Source organism: Listeria goaensis (assembly GCF_900186125.1).
GTDB lineage: Bacteria > Bacillota > Bacilli > Lactobacillales > Listeriaceae > Listeria > Listeria goaensis.
Window position 1 is genome coordinate 16705 of sequence record NZ_FYBQ01000010.1, and the last position, 17964, is coordinate 34668.

Genomic DNA, 17964 nt, shown 5'->3' on the forward strand with positions numbered 1-17964 from the left:
TAAATTAAAAAGAAGCAAGCCAGTTGGCTTGCTTCTTTTCTTACCTTATTTTGTACGATATAACTCAACAATTTCTTTTGCTAAATCCTTGAAAGTGATAGCGTTCATTAAGTGGTCTTGAGCATGAACAAGAAGTAGTGATACTTCTGTTTTTTCACCACGAGCTTCACCTTGGATTAAAGCAGTTTGAGAATGATGAGCCTCGAGTAAAGCGTCTTCGGCAAGTTTAATTTGCTCGTCAGCTTTATCGAAATCTCCCTTTTTAGCGGCATCAATTGCGAGCATTGCATCGCTTTTAGCATTACCACCAAAAACGATTAGCCCCATAATTGTTTGTTCTAGATTTTCAGAATTCATGTTCAACACGTCCTTAAAGTGTAGAGTTCAAGTTGAAATTATTTTGCTTCCTCAGCAGCAGCCTCTTTTTCACGTTTAAGCTCTTGAACTTGAGCCATTTTCGCGAATGGAAGGTAGATAATAACAGCGACAACTAAGTTCACTGCGGCTAAAATACCACCTGACAAGCTTTGTGTTGCTAAGGCACCACCGATAATTGGCGGAGTAGTCCAAGGTGTGATAACTGTTGCAGCTGGAACAAGTCCAAGTACAGTTGCAAAGTAAGCAATTGTTACAAGAATCATTGGTGTCAAGATATAAGGAATGAAGAAGATTGGGTTTAACACAATTGGTAAACCAAACATCATCGGTTCATTAATCATGAACACACCTGGTGCAGCAGATAATTTAGATACTGTCATGTAAGCTTTATGTTTACGAGCTACTAGGAAAATCGCAATGATAAGACCTAGAGTCGCCCCTGTACCACCTAAGTTTACGAAAGAATCGAAGAAAGGTTTGTTAACGATATAAGGGATTTTGTCGCCTGCTTCTAGAGCTTTTACGTTAGCTTCGATTGCAGGAACGTTAATTGTTTGCATAAATGGATCGATGATGTTTGCACCATGCAAACCAAAGAACCATAGGAATGAAGAAATAAATGCTAATAGTAAAGCAACTGGCAACGAGTTAGCAAGACCCATGAATGGTTCTTGAACAAGTTTGTAGAATTCGCCAACTAAATCTGTAATACCTGCAGCTTGGAAGAAAGCTGTAATTAAAGCGAAAATTGAAACGGTAATCATCGAAGGGAATAATGCAGCAAATGAACGAGCAACTGCTGGTGGAACCCCTTCAGGCATTTTGATAATCAGTTTTGAGTTTCCACTTAAACGAGTGAAAATTTCAGTTGAAATTAAAGAAATAATAAGTGCTAAGAATAAACCAGCAGATCCAAGACCCGCGACACTTCCAGCCCCGTCAGTAACGGTAACGAATCCAGCGCCGATTGCAAAGAAAGAAGCAACAGATACGACACCAGAAGATAAAGCATCTTTGTCATAAGATTTGGCAAGGTTGTAAGCTACTGTAAAAGCAATAAAAAGACCTAAAATAGCGAAAGTACCAGCCCAAATGTTACCACCGAAGGCTTGCCATTTTCCTTCCCCAAAAATGTTATTCATCATCGGGATATAACCAGGGATTGGTAAGTTGTTAATTAGTACGGCGAACGAACCGAGAATCATTAGTGGCATTGTCGCGATGAAACCATCACGCACGGCTACTAAATGACGTTGTGCACCGATTTTAGCTGCGTATGGAATGAAGTGCTTCTCCATAAATGCAATAAAACCATTCATTTAAAAAATCTCCTTTTTTGTGGCCTTTAAAAGAACCATTAATTTATAGTAAGGGTTGCCCCTTTGCTAACAAAATTATTTCATTAACTCTTTAGCTTGTTCTAAAACTTTGTCGCCTTTCATCATTCCGTAGTCAATGCTGTTAATCACGCCTAGCGGAATACCTTTTGGCTCTAATTTTTTCTTCATGTTTCCTTCTAAGAAACGAACTTGTGGACCAAGTAGTAAAACATCGATTTCATCTAAGTGTTTATCAGCTTCCGCTTCAGCAACAGCAAAGATTTTTGCTTCCATACCTTCCGCTTCAGCAGCTTTTTCCATTTTAGTTACAAGCAAGCTAGTGGACATACCAGCGGAGCATACTAACATAATCGTTTTCATTGTAAACCCTCCTATAGGTTGAATTCTTATAGTTATAATATATGCAAAAACCGTGCCAACTTTTTGAAACTATGAAACCGCTATATAATAACGTTTTCATTCTGTAGAAATGTGTACACAATGTGTGTGATGTGTGTAAACTTTACACAGACTACCCCCTTTACAAAATCTTTATACCCTAATAAATAGATTTAACACCGTCTTTATACCTTAACTGATAGGATTAGGATAGAAAAAGGAGTTGAGAAAAATGAGCGTGGTCATTGGTGTTCTAGGTGTGTTAGCCCTTATTTTGATGGCGTATTTATTTTACGTTTTATTCCGAGGTGAAGACTTATGAGTCAAGCGATATTAAAAGATGTTATTTTCATTGTTGTCTTAATTGGTCTGGCGATTCCTCTTGGACGTTATATGTATGCGGTAATGCAAGGCCGGCATACTTTTTTATCGCGTGTTGTTGAACCAGTTGAAACGTGGATTTATAAAGGGATGGGTGAAAATAGTACGGCGAGTATGTCGCCAAAAAAATATGCTCTTTCGGTGTTAATTTTTAGTGGAATTGGGTTTGTTTTTTTGATGGCCATTTTAATGATGCAAGGATTTTTGCCGCTTAACCCAGAAAATATGAAAGGGATGTCAATTGGGTTGGCGTTTAACACGGCGGCGAGTTTTGTATCAAATACGAACTGGCAGGCCTATGCGGGGGAAACTCAGTTGTCCTATTTTTCGCAAATGATGGGGCTGACCGTGCAGAATTTTGTGTCGGCAGCAACTGGTATTGCCGTTTTATTCGCATTAATTCGTGGGTTTATTTTAAAGAAGGAACATACTATAGGTAACTTTTGGCAAGATTTGACGCGGATCACGCTTTATGTGCTGTTGCCGCTATCAATCGTGCTTTCGATAATTTTAGTTTCTGGTGGCGTTGTGCAAAATTTATCGGGCTACAGTGTTCAGACGACGCTTCAGGACGGGGTAAGTCAAATCATTCCGATGGGACCAGCGGCGAGTCAGATTGCGATTAAGCAGCTTGGAACAAATGGCGGCGGGTTTTTCGGAACCAATTCGGCGTTTCCGTTTGAAAATCCTACGGCAATTACGAATTTTTTCGAAATGCTGGCGATTTTAATTATCCCAGCGGCGCTAGTTTTTATGTTCGGTCATGCGGTTAAAGAGCGGGGGCAAGGAAAAACCCTATTTTTAACCATGATAATTGTTTTTGTAGTGGCACTTGTTGGCATCACGGCGGCGGAATATCAAACTGTTCCAAATTACGCTGGTGTAGACGTGAGTGCGGGGAATATGGAAGGCAAGGAAGCGCGTTTTGGGGTTGCGGATTCGTCACTTTTTGCAACGTCAACTACGGCGGCATCGAATGGCTCAGTGAACGCGATGCACGATAGTCTGACGCCGCTCGGAGGCTTTATACCGCTGTTCTTAATGCAACTCGGGGAAGTGATTTTTGGCGGAGTTGGTAGCGGGCTTTACGGGATGATTGCTTTTGTCATTTTGACCGTGTTCATTGCAGGACTTATGGTCGGGCGGACTCCGGAGTACTTAGGCAAGAAAATCGAACCTTATGATATGAAAATGGTCTGTCTGATTATCCTTGGGCCGCCACTATTCACGCTTTTCGGCACGATGTTTGCGGTGATGATGCCAAGTGCTACGGGTTGGCTGACAAATAGCGGCGCGCACGGCTTTTCGGAAATCTTATACGCTTTTACTTCTATGGGAAATAACAATGGGAGTGCGTTTGGAGGCTTTTCGGCCGATACGACCTTTACGAATTTGATTGGCGGAACCATCATGCTCATTGTGCGTTTCTTACCGCTTGTCGCTGCGCTGTTCTTAGCGGCAAACTTGGCGAAGAAAAAGCCTGTTGCAGCAAGCAGTGGCACGCTAAAAACGGATACAGGGTTGTTTGTTGGCCTTTTAATTGGCGTAATTTTCTTAGTCGGCGCTTTAAGTTTCTTGCCAAGCTTGGCGCTTGGTCCAATTGCCGACTTCTTCACTACAAAATAGGGGTGAGTAAAAATGAAACAAGAAATCAGTCAAAAAAATGTATATATGGACGCGACAAAGCAATCTTTTAGAAAACTTGCGCCTAAAATTCAAGTTAAAAATCCAGTCATGTTTGTCGTTTATCTTGGCGCCGTTTTAACGACCATTTTATATTTTTTAACGTTCATAAATATTGGTGATGAAGCGCGGTGGTACACATTTGTCATTGCGATGGTACTCTGGTTCACCGTTTTGTTCGCCAACTTTGCGGAGGCGATTGCAGAAGGCCGCGGCCGGGCACAGGCGGATAGTTTAAGGAGTACTAGGAAAGATGTTTTGACGCGGAAGTTGAAATCGGCTGATAACCACGAAGACTTTACCGAAGTTTTATCCAATACTTTGAAAAAAGGCGATGTGGTCATTGTCGAAGCTGGTGAGCAAATTCCGATGGACGGCGAAGTGATTTTTGGTGCGGCTTCGGTGGACGAAAGCGCGATTACCGGTGAATCGGCACCCGTGATTCGGGAATCTGGTGGCGACAGAAGCGCCGTGACAGGCGGCACAACACTAGTTTCGGATTCGCTTGTCATTGAAATTACGACAGAAGCGGGTGAAAGCTTTTTAGATAAGATGATTGCGATGGTAGAAGGCGCTGCGCGGAAAAAAACACCGAATGAAATTGCGCTTCAAATTTTACTCGTGACGCTAACGATTATTTTTCTAGCCGTTTCGGTGACTTTACTTCCGTTTTCCGATTTTTCCAGCAAACTAGCAGGAAATGGCTCGGCCGTTTCGGTGACAAACATTGTCGCACTGCTCGTCTGTCTGGCACCAACAACCATTGGCGCGCTACTTTCTTCCATTGGAATTGCTGGCATGAGCCGCTTAAATAAAGCGAATGTACTTGCGATGAGCGGTCGGGCAATCGAGGCGGCTGGTGATGTGGACGTTTTACTACTCGACAAAACTGGGACAATTACACTCGGAAACCGTCGTGCAAGCGAGTTCCTGCCTGTAACAGGCGTAAGCGAACGTGATCTTGCAGATGCAGCGCAACTTTCCTCACTCGCTGACGAAACTGCTGAAGGACGAAGCATCGTTATTTTGGCTAAAGAAAGGTTTGATATTCGCGGGCGTGATTTTAGCGGGACGCAAGCAGAATTTATTCCGTTTACAGCTAAAACGCGTATGAGTGGCATTGATTACGCGAATGACGCGATTCGAAAAGGGGCCGCAGACGCAGTAAAAAAATATGTGCAGGAAATTGGTGGCGCGTATCCAGATGAATGCGACGAACTCGTTTCAAAAGTGGCGAATGTCGGGGGAACTCCGCTTGTCGTCGTTAAAAACAAGCAAGTGCTAGGCGTTATATTCTTAAAAGATATCGTTAAAAATGGCGTCAAAGAGCGTTTTGTTGACCTTCGGAAAATGGGGATTAAAACGATTATGATTACCGGGGATAACCCAATGACTGCGGCTGCAATTGCAGCGGAAGCGGGGGTGGATGACTTCTTGGCGGAGGCGACACCAGAGGCGAAGCTCGATTTAATTCGGAGCTACCAGCAAGAAGGCCACCTTGTTGCGATGACCGGTGACGGCACAAATGACGCCCCAGCGCTTGCGCAAGCAGATGTTGCAGTGGCAATGAATTCGGGAACGCAGGCAGCAAAAGAGGCGGGGAACATGGTGGATTTAGATTCGAGCCCGACCAAACTGATCGACATCGTTCGCATTGGCAAGCAGCTTTTGATGACGCGGGGAGCGCTCACGACATTTAGTGTAGCGAACGACATCGCCAAATATTTCGCGATTATTCCCGTCCTGTTTTACGGCATTTATCCGGAGCTAGCGGCGCTAAACGTCATGGCCTTAACGAGCCCTAAAACGGCGATTTTATCCGCGATAATCTATAACGCTCTGATTATTATTTTCTTAATTCCTCTTTCGCTTAAAGGCGTGAAATATACGGAGATGCCGGCGCAAAAATTACTTGGACGCAACCTTTTGATTTACGGGTTAGGCGGACTCATAGCGCCATTTGTGGCGATTAAGTTGATTGATTTGATTTTAACGTTTATTGGTATTTCATAGGAGGCGATGGAAATGAAACCACTTTTTAGACAGGCACTGGTCGTGTTTGCTGCCCTAACAATTGTGTGCGGCGTCCTCTACCCGGCCGTCGTAACGCTTGTTGCACAAGCTGCTTTCCAAAACAAAGCAAATGGCAGTATAATAGAAGGAAATAAAGGTTCCAAATTGATTGGTCAAAACTTTACAGAAGCAAAATATTTAATTGGTCGCCCTGATAGCGGTTCGCCCTCCAACTTGAATCCATCAAGTTCAGAAGAGGAAAAATTAGTTGCGGAGCGTGTGGCTTTTTTTCATAAGCTCGATCCAGCGAATACAAAACAAATTCCGATTGATTTAGTCACAAGTTCTGCAAGTGGTGTGGATCCGAACATTTCGGTCGCTGCGGCGGAATACCAGGTGGATAGAATCGCGAAAGCGCGCGATATGTCCCCGTCTGCTGTGGAAAAAATCATAAAAAATAACACGGAAAACCGTGCGTTAGGATTTATGGGGGAACCTGTTGTAAATGTTCTTGGCGTGAATTTGGAGCTTGCTCAAAAGGTTAAATAAAAATGGAAAAAGAACTCGTTTCGTGTTAAATTAAACGAGCAGAGAAGTGAAGATGGTGGCGAAATCCCTACTAAGGGGGTGACGCCTATGTTTATTCAGGTTTTCCTCCTAGAGAGGAGTTAGCCGTGTCGGTGTATGAGGCGCTGGTACTGATGATTGCATTTGCATCATTAGTGCTAGCCATTCTTAACTCGAACGATAAACAAGAAAAATAACCATCTTTCCACTTGGCGAGTGAAGATGGTTATTTAATAAATCATTAGAAACTGCCACCGTCTTAACGGCTCTGTACGGGGATATGTTGACGCATATCCCTTTTCAATTCAAATTATAACATAAACAAATAAAAAATACACGCTTTTTTCACTCATTTTGAGTCTAAAGGAGGTGCTAGCAATGCAAGATGATCGGCCAAATCCAGATGCGTTACTACAAGAGGCACGGGAGGCTTCTTCAGGAAAATTGAAAATTTATTTTGGCTATGCAGCAGGCGTAGGCAAAACGTTTGCGATGCTAAATGATGCCCGCGAAGAGCTTGAGCGCGGAGTGGCGGTTGTCGCCGGTTATATTGAGCCACATAATCGCAAAGAAACGATGCGGCTTTTAGACGGCGTACCTGCAATTCCGAAAAAATCGATGGCATATAAAAATATGAGTTTGGAAGAACTCGATGTTGATGCGGTTCTCTTGCGGAAGCCGGATATTGTGTTGGTCGATGAGCTTGCCCATACAAACGCACCCGGTTCGCGGAACAAAAAGCGCTATCAAGACGTGCAGGAACTGCTTGACGCCGGCATTGATGTGTATACGACGGTCAACGTCCAACATATTGAAAGCCTAAATGATATTGTGGAAAACATTACGCAAATTGCAGTCAAGGAAACGGTTCCGGATCAATTTTTTGACCAAGCTGATTTTGTCAAATTGATTGACATTGAACCAGACGAGCTGTTGAAGCGGTTTAGCGAAGGGAAAATTTATGAAGCGGAACGCGCCGCGCTTGCGATGCACAAGTTTTTCACAAAAGAGAATTTGAAGTTGCTTCGGGAAATTGCGATGCGGAAAGTGGCTGACCGCATTAGTTTTGAGAATGAACAGACGATTTCCTATGCGGAGAAGCGCGCGAGTATGAAGATGCTCGTCTGCATTAGCGCCTCAAAGTCATCGCAAAAATTGATTCGCTGGACGGCGCGTGCGGCAGAGGCTTTTCACGCGACTTGGACGGTGCTTTATGTGGACGACGGGGATACGGAAAGCTTGCCGTTCGCTGAGAAGAAGACGCTGCAAGAGAACATCGCGCTCGCGGAAAAATTAGGCGCGGATACGGTCACGATAAACGGTCACAATTTGGGCGAAACAATCGCCGAATACGCCAAGCTGTCGGGTGTGACGAATATCGTTCTCGGAAAATCCAAACGCAAATCTTTTCTTTTGGGAAAATTGGGGACCGATTTGGAAGACGAACTAATTGACTCCCTGCAAGCAATTGAAATCCACATCATTCCAAGCGGCCGCAAAGAAAAAGCAAAACCGCATGCGTGGACATTTAAAAATATACTTACGTGGCACGACACCGCCAAAATGTTCGCAGCCCTCATTTTAGCCACCTTAATTTCGGCTGGTCTATCCGAGCTTGGCATTGGCGATCAAAATATCATTATGGTGTTCATTTTATCCGTGCTCGTCATTTCCCGAATGACGTCAGGCTATTTATACGGAATTATCGGGTCGCTTCTTGCCGTACTTATGTTTAATTTCTTCTTCATGACGCCGCTATACACCTTCAATACCGTTCAAGCCGGCTATCCAGTCACATATGGCATCATGCTACTTGTCGCCTTAATCACAAGTGCGCTCACGGTTCGAGTGAAAAAAATTGCCAAGCAAGCCGTTGTCAGGGAGCGCCGTACGGAAATTTTATACGAGCTCAATCGGAAACTGCTTGTCACCCGCCAACTAGACGGCATTTTAGAGCTAGTCACAACCTATCTTGTCCGCCTGCTCGGTCGCTCGGTCATCGTGTACGCGGAAGACCCGAAGGAACACGGAGCGGGGACCTTTTTACAAGAAGAAGAGGAAGCTGGGGCAATCGCAATGCTCTCAGAAGATGAGCGAGCAGTCGTTCACTGGGTGTTTAAAAGTGGCAAAGAGGCTGGACAGGCTACGGACACGCTTTCTGGGGCTGCAGGCTTTTATTTACCCGTTATTTCTGGTGGGAAAATTTTAGGTGTCATTGGTATTTTTTGCGACCCTAAAAAAGAAGCGCTCACACAGGATAATCGATTGTTCTTGCGAATGGTCAGCTCGCAGGTAGCCACTTCGCTTGAACGGCAGAAGCTCTCAGACGAACAACGCGAAATCCTAATTGAAGCCGAAAAAGAACAAATGCGCAGTAATTTGCTGCGCGCCATCTCGCATGATTTGCGCACGCCGCTCACCGGCATTCTAGGCGCTAGCTCGGCGCTACTTGAAAATAAATTGGACGAAGAAACGCGCACGAAGCTCGTCTTGGATATTAAAGAGGATTCTGAATGGCTCATTCGAATGGTTGAAAATTTACTTTCTGTCACACGGATAAACGAAGGAATGCTCACGGTAAACGCCGACTTGGAAGCGCCTGAAGAAGTAGTAAGCGCAGCGGTAAGACGAATTCGTAGCCGATTTTCAAACCGAAAAATCACCGTTCGAGTCCCAGACGAAGTCGTTCTCATTCCCATGGACGGTACTTTAATCGAACAAGTTTTAATAAACTTAATGGAAAACGCGCTTAGACACGGCGGCGCGGATGCTGAGGTTTGGGTGAACGTGATTTTGGCTTCTGATGAGGTCGTGTTCACGGTGAAAGATGACGGCATCGGCATTTCGAAAGAGCGTTTTAGCCAGCTGTTCAATAATTTTGGCGTGGAGGAACGCGACCGTGTGGATATGACGCGCGGTCTTGGCATCGGGCTTTCTATCTGCATGTCGATTATTCGGGCGCACGGTGGTAAAATGGAAGTGGCAGAAAATCCTGGCGGAGGGGCATTATTCCGCTTTACGTTGCCATTAGGAGGGAATTCGCATGCAAAATGACAAGCTCATTTTAATTATTGAAGATGAACCGGGTATCAGCCATTTTATGAACGCTATATTAAGTGCTAGCGACTATAAAACACTTGAAGCGCGCACAGGTAAAGAAGGTCTAAGCATGGCGGCTTCGCACGCCCCCGATTTAATTTTGCTTGATTTAGGACTGCCAGATACGGACGGGCTCACTTTGCTTAAAACCATTCGTTCCTGGTCTGACTTACCCGTAATTGTTGTGTCGGCACGACTTCATGAGCGCGAAAAAGTCGAAGCCCTCGACCTTGGTGCGGACGACTATATCACAAAGCCATTCGGCACGTCCGAACTGCTAGCCCGAATCCGAACAGCCCTAAGGCACAGTGCGCGCAAAACGCCTCGTGCGACTTCCGGCACCATTCAAATCGGCGACCTCCAAATTGATGCCGACAAACGCCTCGTCACCGTATCTGGCGAAGTCGTTCACCTCACTCCAATTGAATATAAAATCCTCCAAATGCTCGCCCAGCACGCCGGAAAAGTTTTAACGCACGACTTTCTAATCCGCGAAATCTGGGGCCCGTACGCCAATGAAAACCAAACTTTACGGGTTAATTTAAGCAATATCCGCCGCAAAATCGAACAAAATCCAGCAGAACCGCGCTACATTCTAACAGAAGTCGGCGTCGGCTACCGAATGGTGGAGGAGTGAAAAATGAAAATTTCAGACATGCAAAATTTAGGTAAAATCAACGAAGAAAAATTAAACGAAGCCGGAATTATGACCGCTGAACAACTTATTTCAGTCGGTACGGAAACCGCGTATTTAAAAACGAAACACCTTGTTGATGAGGGTGCCTGCCTACATTTCTTATACGCGCTAGAAGGCGCCATTTCGGATATCCCTAAAAAAGAAATCAGCTCAACTCGAAAAGCTGAATTAAGGGCGTTTTATAAAGCGAATGAACACTAAAAAGCAGAATTTCATGAATCCGCCATTCAAAAAATGGTTAGACATGAAATTCTGCTTTTTAATTAGCCTTATTTAAAACTCGTAATTTCTGTGGCATCCAAACGATAAGAAGGATAACCTGCATCTTTTGCTTTCCCAATTGAAAGAATCATAATGGGTGTGTAGCGTTTTGTGTCCATATCAAAGGCTTCAGCCACTTCATCGCGTTCAAAGCCGCCGATTGGATTCGTGTCGTAGCCGTAAGCGCGGGCAACGAGCATGAATTGCATCGCAACGAGGCCGCCGTCAATTAGGCTGGTGCGTTCTAGTTCGCTTTCAGGAGCGCTTGCAAACATTGCGCTTAAAGCAGGAAGTTGCTTGTCTTTCACTTCTTGCGGCATCAAACCTTTTGCAACCGCCGTACCGTAAATTTTTTCGCCATTTTCGAAAGCATTTTTATCCCCAAAAAGAATAATCATCGCAGAAGACGTGTCGTTTTGCGTCGTGTTAAAGCGCACTAGCGGGCGAAGTTTTGCTTTTGCTTCGGCCGTATCTGCCACGACAAAGCGCCAAGGCTGCATGTTAACCGAGCTAGGTGCAGTTGTCGCCTCATTTATCATTTCGAGCATTTCTTCGTGCGAAATTTTCACATTTTCATCGTAAGCGCGAATCGAGCGGCGATTCTTCATTAAGTCTTGAAAATCATTATTTTTGTACATCTGTATGCCTCCAAAGTTCTAATTTTATCGAACTATTGTACTTTAGCACAGAATGTTTTTATCGGCAAATAAATCGTCCTGTGATAAGATGGTTTTATGAAAACTTTATCTGAGGAAAATTTATTAATGATTTTGCAAGCACTCGCTGACCCGATTCGCTTGAAAATATTTCGTTGCCTGTTAAAAAACGGTGAGCGCTCCGTAAATTGCAGCGAATATCATATCGCCAAATCCACCTTATCGCACCACATTAAAATCTTAAAAGATGCCGATTTAATTCAACTACGAAAGGAAGGAACGACGCATATTTATTCAGTCAACGCGGAACTAATTGATGGTGCGCAATCGTTTTTTGATGTTTTAAAGTAGAGGAGGCCGACAATTGAATTATTTAGCCGATTTAGAAGAAGCGTACGCGCTAGGCTGTCATGATGCGCGGATTATCGCCGTGTTAGACCGTGTCATTTTAAGCGCCGGCGTCTACCAAGATCAAGCTGCCATTTTAGAAGCTCAAAGTTTACTATTTGAAGCAGCGACTTGCCAACAATTACGCGCCAAACAATTGCAAGCCTATGAGTGGTTGCGCGCAGAGTATCAAGATGGCAATCCAGAAATCGACTACGACGAATTAACCAAAAAATTAAACACCCGTCACTTTTCCACAAGCTGAAAAGTGACGGGTGTTTTTATCCACAAGTATAAAATATGTTACATCAGCCAATTGGATAAGCGTTTGTGGATAATGTGGATAACTATGTGCATAAGTATGCTAACGGAAGCGATAAAATCCTTCGCCAATTCGAAATTCTGTTTGGCTGATAACGTTTGATGTAGCGTCAAACACAAGCGCATGTAAGCGATTAGCTGACCCTTTTGTAAAATTCACAGCAATATCATCAAAAAACAACGAATTGTGGATAACCTGTAGATTAAAAAGTTCTGCCCAGTATTTCAACACGTATTTGGGGTTATCCACACGAATGTGGATTTCTTTAAGTGTGTGGTGAATTTTCGGCGTCGTCACCGTCTTTTTTTTCTGAATAAGTGGATATGCTAAGCCATTTAATGAGCCTGGAATGGCATAAAGCGGTTCAGCTTCATCGGCCGTTGAAATGAGTGTCAATTCGTGTCCTTTTTCAAAAAGGCGTTTGCGTAGGCCGTTTAAATCATCGGTTTCGAGGACAAGGTGCCCTAAAATTTGTTTGACCGGCAAAAAGGTGAGCGCCTCTTTTCCAAGGAAACTTTTAGATGCGGCTGTTTTTTCGGTAATACTTAGAAATTTGATATGTGGAAAACTAAATTCGGTTAAGGCAGACTGGGTGCCGGGTAGGCTACGCTCGTTGTTCGTATACAGTTTTAACCCAAAATGATGCAACTGAGTGCGGACCGCTTCTAAATCGTGGACGAAGTGGACGGCATGACTAACGGATAATGAATTCATTTTATTTGCTCCTTTCGACAAAAGAAAAACTCTCCTTTCAGAAAAAGAAGAGCGCCTAAAACAAACTCTTCTCATCTGCCAAGCTTTGCGCCTGCTGGATTTAGCACAGTGCCCGTAGGTCTGTTGCTGAGATTTCAACGGGCCAAGTCCCTCCATCTCTCTTGATAAGAATTCCGAGTATTTTCATTTGATTTATAAACATTAAACCATCTTTTTGGGGAAAAATCAACTTTGAGTGTTTTCGAATTGTTCAATTTGACTAAGGCGATTTGCGTGGCGCCCGCCTTCATAGTCCGTTTCAAGCCAAAGTTTCACGATATCGAGTGCAAGTCCCGGGCCGATAACACGGGCACCTAGTGCAAGGACGTTGGAATCATTATGTTCTCGTGTAGCATGCGCCGTAAAAGTATCCGAAACGAGCGCACAGCGAATGCCGTGTACTTTATTTGCGGCAATGCTCATACCGACGCCAGTCCCGCAAACTAAAATGCCGCGTTCGACTGCTCCGGTAGCGACTTTTTCAGAAACAGTGAATGCCAAATTTGGGTAGTCTACAGATTCTTTAGTTTCTGGGCCAAATTCTTCAAAATCGATTTTCTGTTCTTTTAAAAAGGCAATGATATTCTTTCGAAGTGCTATACCGCCATGATCGGAAGCGATGGCCACTTTTGAGATGTTCATTTAGATTCCTCCTAAAGGTTATTTATCTACATTATACACGTAAAAAATAATTTATAAAATGGAAGTTTTAAAAGTAGAAAAGTCGTCATAAGCCAGTCTGGATAACAATTGATAAAAGGTTTCAATTCGAATTAAATAAAGTATGAAATGTTCAATTTATTGTCACAAATACGATGAGTATATATGGTATAATTATACAGTGGGTTTATATCCATAAAAACATAAGAGGAGATGAAGAAATATGTCAGGACAAATTAGAATGACCCCTGCAGAACTTCGTGATCGTGCTAAAACATATGGCCAAAGTGGTCGCGAAATCGAACAATTGTTACAACGTTTATCTGGGCTTCAAGAAACTTTACGTAGTGAATGGGAAGGTCAAGCATTCCAACGCTTTGATGACCAATTCAACCAATTGCGTCCAAAAGTAACAGAATTTGCAAACTTAATGGACCAAATTGAAAACCAATTACAACGTACAGCACAAGCTGTCGAAGAACAAGACCAACAATTGTCTCAAAACTTTGGATTCAATTGATTTCCAAATTTCTATTTGTGTAGCTTAGTAGTACATATTCTGCTACGTAAGAAAAGCTGTGTAGCATTTGTTACACAGCTTTTTCTGGAAAATATACAATCTGACATTAAATTGAATACAATGAACGACATTATAGATATAAAAATAACAGCGGGAGTGAATTAAACATTATGAAGCGGAAAGTAAAATGGAACATTTTACTATTTTTAGTTTTGGCTGTTTTGCTTACGGCAGGAATTTCCTATCTGGGGCTTAGTCAAAATTTAAGTAAAGAAAAGACTACTCCGGATAAAAAAGACACACATAAAATGAGTATTGCCTTCGTTAATGAGGACCAAGGCGCGATGCTTTCGGGTAAGAAATATACATTCGGAGATGATATTCAAACGAGTGTTTTAAAAGATACAACACATGACTGGGCGACGGTAAGTCGGGGCGTGGCAGAAAGCGGCTTAAAACGAGATGTGTACAATTTAATGATTATCATTCCGGATAATTTTTCTGAAAAAGCTTTATCGCTTACTTCTACGTCGCCAGAAAAAATTCAAGTAAATTACAAAATTAATGATGTGGGTAATAATGATTTAAAAGTAGAGGCAGAAAAGACGGCATCCAATTTGGTGGCGGATATTAATCAGCGGGTTATCGACGTTTATTTTGCTAGTATACTGACAAACTTACAAGAAGCGCAAGATAATATTAGTACGCTCGTTGCGAAAGAAAAGAAACATACTTCGCGCTACGATAGCGCGGTGAAAGACCCGCTTTCCAACTATACAGATCAGTTTGGAACGGTTCAAAGTTATACTGGTTCTTCGAAGGAAAGTTTTTCTGGTTTTGAAGAATTATTAAAAAATCAGGAATCTTCTCTTGCAGACGCAAGTAAAGAAAATGCGGCATACCAAGAGTCTTTGAATAGTTTGGTTGCGATGCAGGAAAAAAATGCACCGTTTGGAACAACTTTTACGGATAACTTGCAAAAATATTCTGCTAGTATTTCGGCGGATTCTGTGCAAGGGCAACTTGCAGCGCTAGAACAAGCAAATGCCGTTTTATATGCGGAACTTCAAACCATGCAAGATTCTAATTCGTTAATGTCACAAACGCAAGCTCTGCAAAACTATATACAAGATGTCAACAGTCGGATTACTGATTTGGATAATCAGCTTAACACGACGATTCAAGCGGATATTCAAGAAGATATACAGAAGGAGCTTGCGCAAATTTTATCTGGCTCAGCAGGTGGCGAAAGCAAAAACTATACCATTCAAGAGCTACGTAATGACATTAATAATCGCTTTAAGAGTAAGTTAGAAGAAGAAATTAAGGGGTTGCAATATTTCACTCCAGAAGATGCTGCGATTCTTGGGATTGATACGGATGAGTACAATAATATAAAAGCATTAGCGGCGAAATTTATGTCGGAAAATGCTGATGACTTTTCGGACACGGAGTTGAATCAGACAGTCACTGATTTAACGATTACTAAACCAGTGGAAGATACATATAGAGCGATTCAGCAAAGGCTAGCGACGGAAGGTATGCCGGTTAGTTCGCAAACTTTCTCGTTACCAGCGACGACAAAAAATACAGAAATTAAAATCAATCATGAAGACACTTTTCGTTTAGATAATATACAGGTATTTAAGATTGTTGATGGGGTAAGACAAGAAGTTTCTTATAGAAAAAAACTTGACTTAAAAGACGATGAAACGACGCTTACTTTTTCTCAAGAGGATGAGGCTGGAGATTATGAAGTCACTTTTACAGCATTTCTAAAAACGCCTGTACCAGAGGGATTCCGAATGTTTGGGACATTTGATGTGAGCATGATGGCGATCCAGTACACAGATCAAAATGTTGCTGTTACTGATAGTGGACTCACGCTAAATAAAACATTCATTCAAAAGGTTACACCGATTAAAATGAACGAACAGAGTTCTTATTACACAGAAGAAGATTTAACTGAAGATGTTACAAAGATGTTTAAAGAATTCCAAAAGATTTCACAGTCTTATGACCATACAGCGACTTTATTCCAAGTTTATTATGGTTTAGACCCGCTGGATGTGGGTTTTAATTTAGATGGGAAGTCACTAGCTGAACAAGCTACGGATGATTCTTACTATGCGATTTTTAATCGCGATAATTTGCTGGACAGTATTGCCGCAATGGCATCTGGGAATGTTACAAAGGCTTATAAAGAAAGTTTAGCGAGTTTTGAAGCGCAAATTGCTGCGTACAAAGAAACGATGGCCGAAGTTGAAACGCGTTCAAAAGATGTGGCAGAACGATTAGTGCATACAAGTTCAGAAGCGGCATCTCAAAATGAAAATTTAACCAAAATGTTAGAAGAAATGGCGACTTGGCAAGAGACGAGTCAGGCACTGTTAGAAGAAAATCAAGTCATTATGTCGAATGGTTCAGATGCTAACTCTGCAATTACGTCGATAAATGGTGACTTTAGTGGTCTTCTTACGCGAAGCCAGAGTTTGGCAGAGGCAACTAGCAGTAATTTGGAGTCAGCAGACGGCGTGTATAAAACGTTTGACTCACTTGATCAAGAAGCAAAAAATATTAAGTCAAGCGGTGAAGATTTAATTTCAGATGCGGGCACATTATCGAAAGACTTGGCGAAGAAGCTCACGGCTGATGAAACATTTTCTGATAATTTTTCGGATGTAATGTCGAATAGTCGTGTGGGAGATCGGCAAAATGAAAGCTTATATAATTTCTTGAGTAGTCCAGTTGAAAAAGTAAATGGTAAAACAATTGCGGCTGGCGATAAGGCGACGCCGTATTATATGGTGCTTATCATGACGCTCATCGCGCTTTTCACAAGTTATGTGATTTCTAGTCAGGAGAAAAAACGAATGCAGCGTGATGCGTTTAGCGAGGAACTTTCGATTGCATCGAAAAACTTACCAGTTACGTTCCTGACGGCTTGTGTGGCCATCGTAGAAGGTCTTATTATTGGCGTGATTTCTGGAAATATTTTTGATGCTCAGCAAATTGGGCTGTTCCTTTGGATCGGGATTTGTATCATTTTGATGCTCGTGTTGGTTATGGGATTCACCTATTTACTGCGCCAACTGCAAATGCTCGGCATGTTTATCATTTTATTCCTAGTCGGCACCTACCTTTTCCTAACAGATGCAGTGGGGCTAAATGTTGACCGTACTTCTCTTTTTGGGACGCTACAAAAGTATTCGCCGCTCCAGTATATAGAATTGCTGTTAAATCGTATTTTGAACGGAGAAAACAACTTTTTAGTTCTAATGTACATTTTTATTGGCGCAGCGGCAGTTTTTGTTGTACTCAACTTATTTGTTGTTCGAAAAACAACTCCGGAAAGTGAGGAAGTTGCTCATGAAGATATGTAAAAGCGTCATTTTTTCTCTTTTGCTATTAATGTTTGTGTCTGTTAGTGGCGCAACGGTTTTTGCGGAGAATGGTTATTTGGAAAATGACGGCAAAATGGAAATGAAAGCGGACCGTCTTCAAAAATCCGAGGAAGAAAAAACGCAAACAACCGAGCAAGAAAAAACAATGCTTGATGAACTCGGCTTACCACTTTTCACAGATGAGCTGGATAAGAAAATAGAGCAGCAAGAAAAGGAGCAAAAAGAGAAATATAAAGAGTTACAAGATAGTTTATTTACAGGTAAAGAAGTGACAAATCAAACAGCAAAAGACACGCAAAAGAAACTTTTTGAGGGAAACTATGCTTTAAAGGCTGATGAGGAAGTAGTGGAAGACACGAAAGAAGATAAAACTTCAAACTCGATGATTGCCATTATTGGCGGAATCGTTTTAGCGCTTGCGGGCGGCATTTATTTTGCTAGCCGGCACGTGATGGAATAGGAGGA

19 protein-coding genes and 1 riboswitch are annotated in these 17964 nt (G+C 42.5%); of the genes, 13 read left to right on the forward strand and 6 right to left on the reverse strand.

Features of this window, described 5'->3' with window-relative positions; translation table 11 throughout:
- Positions 1 to 45: 45 nt before the first annotated feature.
- From CFT42_RS11105 to CFT42_RS11115, 3 genes are all read right to left on the reverse strand, one after another.
- Positions 46 to 357 (reverse strand): PTS sugar transporter subunit IIA, encoded by a 312-nt coding sequence (locus CFT42_RS11105; RefSeq protein ID WP_088810642.1) that lies wholly within the window; start codon positions 355 to 357, stop codon positions 46 to 48.
- A gap of 38 nt (positions 358 to 395) precedes the next feature.
- Positions 396 to 1697 (reverse strand): PTS sugar transporter subunit IIC, encoded by a 1302-nt coding sequence (locus tag CFT42_RS11110; protein ID WP_088810643.1) that lies wholly within the window; start codon positions 1695 to 1697, stop codon positions 396 to 398.
- A 75-nt stretch (positions 1698 to 1772) separates the two neighbouring features.
- Positions 1773 to 2078, reverse strand: a complete 306-nt coding sequence (locus tag CFT42_RS11115) for a PTS sugar transporter subunit IIB (RefSeq protein WP_088810644.1) — start codon at positions 2076 to 2078, stop codon at positions 1773 to 1775.
- A gap of 250 nt (positions 2079 to 2328) precedes the next feature.
- On the opposite strand from CFT42_RS11115, the gene kdpF reads away from it, so the two are divergent.
- From kdpF to CFT42_RS11150, 8 genes are all read left to right on the forward strand, one after another.
- On the forward strand, positions 2329 to 2418 hold the full coding sequence (kdpF, locus tag CFT42_RS11120) for a K(+)-transporting ATPase subunit F (protein ID WP_088810645.1): 90 nt from the start codon (positions 2329 to 2331) through the stop codon (positions 2416 to 2418).
- Positions 2415 to 4103, forward strand: a complete 1689-nt coding sequence (gene kdpA / locus CFT42_RS11125) for a potassium-transporting ATPase subunit KdpA (RefSeq protein ID WP_088816150.1) — start codon at positions 2415 to 2417, stop codon at positions 4101 to 4103. Before kdpF ends, kdpA begins: the two co-directional genes overlap by 4 nt.
- Before the next feature lie 45 nt (positions 4104 to 4148).
- On the forward strand, positions 4149 to 6173 hold the full coding sequence (gene kdpB, locus CFT42_RS11130; protein WP_369821472.1) for a potassium-transporting ATPase subunit KdpB: 2025 nt from the start codon (positions 4149 to 4151) through the stop codon (positions 6171 to 6173).
- Positions 6174 to 6185: 12 nt separating this feature from the next.
- Positions 6186 to 6722 carry a potassium-transporting ATPase subunit KdpC gene (kdpC, locus tag CFT42_RS11135; RefSeq protein ID WP_088816152.1) on the forward strand — a complete coding sequence of 179 codons (537 nt, stop codon included), beginning with the start codon at positions 6186 to 6188 and terminating at the stop codon, positions 6720 to 6722.
- 131 nt (positions 6723 to 6853) lie between these two features.
- Complete coding sequence (locus CFT42_RS15120) at positions 6854 to 6937, forward strand: putative holin-like toxin (protein ID WP_369822860.1); 84 nt, start codon at positions 6854 to 6856, stop codon at positions 6935 to 6937.
- A gap of 181 nt (positions 6938 to 7118) precedes the next feature.
- Positions 7119 to 9794 (forward strand): sensor histidine kinase, encoded by a 2676-nt coding sequence (locus CFT42_RS11140; RefSeq protein ID WP_088816153.1) that lies wholly within the window; start codon positions 7119 to 7121, stop codon positions 9792 to 9794.
- Complete coding sequence (locus CFT42_RS11145) at positions 9784 to 10476, forward strand: response regulator (protein ID WP_088810650.1); 693 nt, start codon at positions 9784 to 9786, stop codon at positions 10474 to 10476. The genes CFT42_RS11140 and CFT42_RS11145 overlap by 11 nt, the downstream gene beginning before the upstream one ends.
- 3 nt (positions 10477 to 10479) lie before the next feature.
- Positions 10480 to 10737, forward strand: coding sequence for a TfoX/Sxy family DNA transformation protein (locus CFT42_RS11150; RefSeq protein WP_088810651.1), 258 nt, complete (start codon positions 10480 to 10482; stop codon positions 10735 to 10737).
- A gap of 68 nt (positions 10738 to 10805) precedes the next feature.
- On the opposite strand, the gene CFT42_RS11155 is transcribed toward CFT42_RS11150, so the two are convergent.
- The gene (locus CFT42_RS11155) at positions 10806 to 11435 is read right to left on the reverse strand and encodes a nitroreductase family protein (RefSeq protein ID WP_088816154.1); all 630 of its coding nucleotides are present in this window, start codon (positions 11433 to 11435) and stop codon (positions 10806 to 10808) included.
- Between the two features lie 96 nt (positions 11436 to 11531).
- Here CFT42_RS11155 and CFT42_RS11160 point away from each other — a divergent pair, with 96 nt between their 5' ends.
- Together CFT42_RS11160 and CFT42_RS11165 are read left to right on the forward strand one after the other, a co-directional pair.
- Positions 11532 to 11804: an ArsR/SmtB family transcription factor gene (locus CFT42_RS11160; RefSeq protein WP_088810653.1), complete on the forward strand. Its 273-nt coding sequence runs from the start codon at positions 11532 to 11534 to the stop codon at positions 11802 to 11804.
- Positions 11805 to 11817: 13 nt separating this feature from the next.
- Entirely contained in the window at positions 11818 to 12105 is a 288-nt protein-coding gene (locus CFT42_RS11165; protein WP_088810654.1) for a hypothetical protein, read from the forward strand.
- A gap of 99 nt (positions 12106 to 12204) precedes the next feature.
- On the opposite strand, the gene CFT42_RS11170 is transcribed toward CFT42_RS11165, so the two are convergent.
- Positions 12205 to 12876, reverse strand: a complete 672-nt coding sequence (locus CFT42_RS11170) for a VOC family protein (protein WP_088816196.1) — start codon at positions 12874 to 12876, stop codon at positions 12205 to 12207.
- 68 nt (positions 12877 to 12944) lie between these two features.
- Positions 12945 to 13047, reverse strand: a riboswitch (SAM riboswitch).
- Between the two features lie 54 nt (positions 13048 to 13101).
- On the reverse strand, positions 13102 to 13557 hold the full coding sequence (gene rpiB, locus CFT42_RS11175; RefSeq protein WP_088810655.1) for a ribose 5-phosphate isomerase B: 456 nt from the start codon (positions 13555 to 13557) through the stop codon (positions 13102 to 13104).
- A 241-nt stretch (positions 13558 to 13798) separates the two neighbouring features.
- Here rpiB and CFT42_RS11180 point away from each other — a divergent pair, with 241 nt between their 5' ends.
- The 3 genes from CFT42_RS11180 to essA all read left to right on the forward strand — a co-directional run bounded on the left by CFT42_RS11180 (position 13799) and on the right by essA (position 17959).
- Positions 13799 to 14095, forward strand: a complete 297-nt coding sequence (locus CFT42_RS11180) for a WXG100 family type VII secretion target (RefSeq protein ID WP_088810656.1) — start codon at positions 13799 to 13801, stop codon at positions 14093 to 14095.
- A 170-nt stretch (positions 14096 to 14265) separates the two neighbouring features.
- Positions 14266 to 17478: a type VII secretion protein EsaA gene (esaA, locus tag CFT42_RS11185; RefSeq protein WP_088816155.1), complete on the forward strand. Its 3213-nt coding sequence runs from the start codon at positions 14266 to 14268 to the stop codon at positions 17476 to 17478.
- On the forward strand, positions 17465 to 17959 hold the full coding sequence (gene essA, locus CFT42_RS11190) for a type VII secretion protein EssA (protein WP_088816156.1): 495 nt from the start codon (positions 17465 to 17467) through the stop codon (positions 17957 to 17959). The genes esaA and essA overlap by 14 nt, the downstream gene beginning before the upstream one ends.
- Positions 17960 to 17964: the final 5 nt, after the last annotated feature.

Excerpts from the sequence above, each read along its gene's own strand:
- CFT42_RS11105 (WP_088810642.1), bottom strand. The coding sequence starts at position 357 with ATGAATTCTGAAAATCTAGAACAAACAATTATGGGGCTAATCGTTTTT.
- CFT42_RS11150 (WP_088810651.1), top strand. The coding sequence starts at position 10,480 with ATGAAAATTTCAGACATGCAAAATTTAGGTAAAATCAACGAAGAAAAA.
- CFT42_RS11115 (WP_088810644.1), bottom strand. The coding sequence starts at position 2,078 with ATGAAAACGATTATGTTAGTATGCTCCGCTGGTATGTCCACTAGCTTG.
- CFT42_RS11145 (WP_088810650.1), top strand. The coding sequence starts at position 9,784 with ATGCAAAATGACAAGCTCATTTTAATTATTGAAGATGAACCGGGTATC.
- kdpB (WP_369821472.1), top strand. The coding sequence starts at position 4,149 with ATGGACGCGACAAAGCAATCTTTTAGAAAACTTGCGCCTAAAATTCAA.
- essA (WP_088816156.1), top strand. The coding sequence starts at position 17,465 with ATGAAGATATGTAAAAGCGTCATTTTTTCTCTTTTGCTATTAATGTTT.
- rpiB (WP_088810655.1), bottom strand. The coding sequence starts at position 13,557 with ATGAACATCTCAAAAGTGGCCATCGCTTCCGATCATGGCGGTATAGCA.
- CFT42_RS11170 (WP_088816196.1), bottom strand. The coding sequence starts at position 12,876 with ATGAATTCATTATCCGTTAGTCATGCCGTCCACTTCGTCCACGATTTA.
- kdpF (WP_088810645.1), top strand. The coding sequence starts at position 2,329 with ATGAGCGTGGTCATTGGTGTTCTAGGTGTGTTAGCCCTTATTTTGATG.
- CFT42_RS11180 (WP_088810656.1), top strand. The coding sequence starts at position 13,799 with ATGTCAGGACAAATTAGAATGACCCCTGCAGAACTTCGTGATCGTGCT.
- kdpA (WP_088816150.1), top strand. The coding sequence starts at position 2,415 with ATGAGTCAAGCGATATTAAAAGATGTTATTTTCATTGTTGTCTTAATT.
- CFT42_RS11140 (WP_088816153.1), top strand. The coding sequence starts at position 7,119 with ATGCAAGATGATCGGCCAAATCCAGATGCGTTACTACAAGAGGCACGG.
- CFT42_RS11155 (WP_088816154.1), bottom strand. The coding sequence starts at position 11,435 with ATGTACAAAAATAATGATTTTCAAGACTTAATGAAGAATCGCCGCTCG.
- kdpC (WP_088816152.1), top strand. The coding sequence starts at position 6,186 with ATGAAACCACTTTTTAGACAGGCACTGGTCGTGTTTGCTGCCCTAACA.
- CFT42_RS11160 (WP_088810653.1), top strand. The coding sequence starts at position 11,532 with ATGAAAACTTTATCTGAGGAAAATTTATTAATGATTTTGCAAGCACTC.
- esaA (WP_088816155.1), top strand. The coding sequence starts at position 14,266 with ATGAAGCGGAAAGTAAAATGGAACATTTTACTATTTTTAGTTTTGGCT.
- CFT42_RS11110 (WP_088810643.1), bottom strand. The coding sequence starts at position 1,697 with ATGAATGGTTTTATTGCATTTATGGAGAAGCACTTCATTCCATACGCA.